Raw genomic sequence first — 3588 nt, 5'->3', positions numbered from 1 at the left:
CTACGGCGGGGTGCCGGGCCGAAGGGGCACCGGACGCCCAGGGCTACCCCCGGCCGCTGCTGCGGCTGCGGCGGGTGAGGGAGTCGAGGACGACGGCGGCGAGCAGCACGGCGCCGGTGATCATGTACTGGATGGCCTGGGCGGCGTGGACCATGTCCAGCCCGGTGGTGATGGACTGGATGACCAGGATGCCCAGCAGCGCCGACCAGGTCTTGCCGCGGCCGCCGAAGAGGCTGGTGCCGCCGATGACGGCGGCGGCGATCGCGCTCATCAGGACGTTGCCGCCGCCGAGTTGCTTGTCGGCGGAGCCCTGCTGGGAGGCGTAGAAGAGGCCGCCGAGGCCGGCCAGGAACGCGGAGAGCACGAACACGGAGATCCGGACCCGGGCGACGTTGACGCCCGCGCGCCGGGCCGCCTCGACGCCGCCGCCGACCGCGAAGACCTGCCGGCCGTAGCGGGTGCGGCGCAGCACGAAGTCGGTGGCGAGGACGGCGCCGAGCAGGACGACCAGGGACAGCGGCAGGCCGCGGTCCTGGTTGAGGGCGTAGGCGGTGGCCAGGGTGAGGACGGCCAGGGCGCCGGCGCGGATCGCGCTGTCGGCGGCCGGCGGGGCGGTGAGGCCGGCGGCGCGGCGGCGGCGGGCGGTGTGCAGGCGGGCGGCCAGGTAGAGGGCGGGGGCGAGGACGGCCAGGCCCCAGGCGTAGGCGATGTCGCCGTCGCCGAGGAAGGTGGTGTCCAGGCTGGCGACGACGCCGTCGTGGCGGTTGTTGACGGTGCCGGCGTCGCCGAGCACGTACTCCTGCAGGCCGCTCCAGGCGAGCATCCCGGCGAGGGTGACCACGAAGGCGGGCACCCCGACCCGGGCGAAGAACAGGCCGTGCAGCAGCCCCATGACGCAGGCCGCGCCGAGGGCGGCGCCGATGGCGAGCCACTCGTTCCAGCCCTGGCGCACGGCGAGCACCGCCGCGATCGCGGCGCCGGCGCCGGCCACCGAGCCGAGGGAGAGGTCGATCTCGCCGAGGATCAGCACGAACACGACGCCGACCGCGATCAGGCCGGGGCCGGCGATGAAGCGGGTGATGTTGGTGAGGTTGTCGGCCTGCAGGAAGTGGCCGGTGACGGACTGGAAGACGATCGCGATGACGACCAGGCCGACGACGACCGGCAGCGAGCCGAGCTCGCCGGAGCCCAGGCGCTGCCGGGCGGCCTGCAGCAGGCCGGCCCAGCCCGGGGCGGTGCGCCGCAGCCGGGGGTCCGGCTCGGCCGGCGAGGGCGCGGCCGGAGACGGGGCGGCCGGAGACGGGGTGGACGGCGAGGGGCTGGCGGGTGCGTCGGGGGTGCTCATACGGCCTCGGCCTCCTCGGCCTCCTCGGCCAGCTCGGTGCGGCGGGCCCGGCGGCGGGCGTGGGCGTTGTCGGTGGCGCCGGTGATCGCGGCGACGATCTGCTCCTGGGTGGTGCCGGCCACCGGGAAGACCCCGTTGTTGCGGCCCAGGCGCAGCACGGCAACGGTGTCGGCCACCGCCCGTACGTCGGCCATGTTGTGGCTGACCAGCACGACCGCCAGGCCGCGTTCGCGCAGCCGCTCCACCAGGTCCAGGACCTGGGCGGTCTGCTCGACGCCGAGGGCCGCGGTGGGCTCGTCCAGCACCACCAGGGCCGGCTCGCCGACCAGGGCGCGGGCGATGGCCACCACCTGCCGCTGCCCGCCGGACAGCGCGGCCACCGGGGCGCGCACGTCGGGGATGCGGATGGCGAGGGTGTCCAGGAGGCGGCGGGCGTGCTGCTCCATGGCGACCTCGTCGAGCAGGGCGGGGCCGAGCAGGGCGCGGTGGCGTTTCTCGCGGCCGAGGAAGAGGTTGGCGATGACGTCGAGGTTGTCGCACAGCGCGAGGTCCTGGTAGACGGTCGCGATGCCGAGGGCGGCGGCGTCCTGGGGGCGGGCCAGGCGGACCGGCTCGCCGTGCCAGGTGAGGGTGCCCTCGTCCACGGGGTGGACGCCGGCGATGGTCTTGACGAGGGTGGACTTGCCGGCGCCGTTGTCGCCGACGAGGGCGAGCACCTCGCCGGCGTGGACGTCGAGGTCGACGTCGGTGAGGGCCTGGACGGCACCGAAGCGCTTGGAGACCGAGCGCAGCTGCAGGACGGGTGCGCCTGTCACGGGAACCACCTTGGGGGAGGGGCTGCTTGAAGGCCTGGTCGAAGGGTTCTGGTGCTGGAAGGACTACTCGAGGCCGGCACTTGAGGCCGGCACTTGAGGCCGGGCTACTTGAGGCCGGCGGCGGCGCACGCGGCGGCGTAGTCGGCGGTGCAGATGTCGGAGACCTTGTAGGTGCCGTCGGCCAGGACGGTGGAGGCGATGGTGTCCTTGGTGACGATCTTGGCGTCCAGCAGCTTGGTCGGGATGTTCTTGGCGGTGGCGCTGTCGACGCTCGCGGTGGCGATGGTCTTCACGTCCTTGCCCTGGAGCAGGGCGACGGCCAGTTCGGCGGCGGCCTCGGCCTGCGGGCGGTAGGCCTTGTAGATGGTGTACGCCTGGTCGCCGGCCACGATGCGCTGGATGGCGTCCAGGGAGGCGTCCTGGCCGCCGACGGGGACCTTGATGCCGGCGCCCTTGAGCTGGGTGATGATGGCGGCGGCCATGCCGTCGTTGGCGGAGTAGACGGCCTGGAAGCCGTTCTTGCCGAACTCGGTGACGGCGGCGGAGATCTTCTGTCCGGCGACGACGGGGTCCCACTGCCCGGACTGCTCGTAGACGACCTTCTTGACCTTGCCGTCGAGGACCTTGTGCGCGCCGGTCTTGAAGTCCGCGGCGTTCGGGTCGGCGTCGTCGCCGTCGATCATGACGATGTCGGCGTCGGCGGCCTGCGCGCCGAGCGCGTCCAGCAGGGCCCGGCCCTGGAGTTCGCCGACCTTCTCGTTGTCGAAGGAGGTGTACGCGGCGACCGGGCCGGCGGCCAGGCGGTCGTAGGCGATGACCTTGACGCCCTTGGCGGCGGCCTCCTGGACCCAGTCCTGGGTGGACTTGGCGTTGTACGGGTCCAGGACGATCACCTTGACGCCCTGGGCGAGCAGGGTGTCGAACTGCTGCTTCTGCTTGGCGGCGCTGCCCTCGGCGTTGTTGTACAGCACCTTGCACTGTGCGCACAGGGCCTTGACCTTGGCCTCGATGTACGGGCGGTCGAAGGACTCGTAGCGCACGGAGGAGGCGTTCTCGGGCAGCAGCAGGCCGATGGCGTTCGGGTCGCCGGCGGCGGAGGAGGAGTCGCCCTTGGCGCCGGCGGCCTTGCCGCAGGCGGTGGCCATGGACAGGGTCAGGACGAGGCCCACGGCGGAGACGAGGGCGCGACGCAGTGCGGCGTTCATCGGATACCTCTCCCTGGGGGTCGCCGCGGCTTCGCGGCGGGGTGGGGGGAGTTAAACCTGGGCGCGTACATGACGTCAATAAGTAAAACCAGACTGCCGGGAATCCACCACTACTCGTTATGTTCGTGAACACGCCTCAGGGAGGGCGGGGCCGGGCGGGGCGCGCGACAGCGGCAGTGCCCGCCGCTCCCCTCGCGCGGCGGGCACTCCCATGTGGAACTGC

The 3588-nt window shown here is 72.9% G+C and carries 3 protein-coding genes; all 3 read right to left on the bottom strand.

What is annotated here, in order from left to right; all coding sequences use genetic code 11:
• Positions 1-43: 43 nt before the first annotated feature.
• On the bottom strand, positions 44-1345 hold the full coding sequence (locus ACFU6K_RS33980) for a sugar ABC transporter permease (protein WP_380669679.1): 1302 nt from the start codon (positions 1343-1345) through the stop codon (positions 44-46).
• Complete coding sequence (locus tag ACFU6K_RS33975; RefSeq protein ID WP_380669677.1) at positions 1342-2160, bottom strand: ATP-binding cassette domain-containing protein; 819 nt, start codon at positions 2158-2160, stop codon at positions 1342-1344. The genes ACFU6K_RS33980 and ACFU6K_RS33975 overlap by 4 nt, the downstream gene beginning before the upstream one ends.
• A 104-nt stretch (positions 2161-2264) precedes the next feature.
• The gene (locus ACFU6K_RS33970; protein WP_380669675.1) at positions 2265-3365 is read right to left on the bottom strand and encodes a sugar ABC transporter substrate-binding protein; all 1101 of its coding nucleotides are present in this window, start codon (positions 3363-3365) and stop codon (positions 2265-2267) included.
• Between the last annotated feature and the right edge of the window lie 223 nt (positions 3366-3588).

It is taken from the genome of Kitasatospora sp. NPDC057512 (assembly GCF_042802135.1).
In the GTDB taxonomy this organism is placed as follows: Bacteria; Actinomycetota; Actinomycetes; order Streptomycetales; family Streptomycetaceae; genus Kitasatospora.
This window is presented reverse-complemented; position numbering and strand designations above follow the sequence as displayed.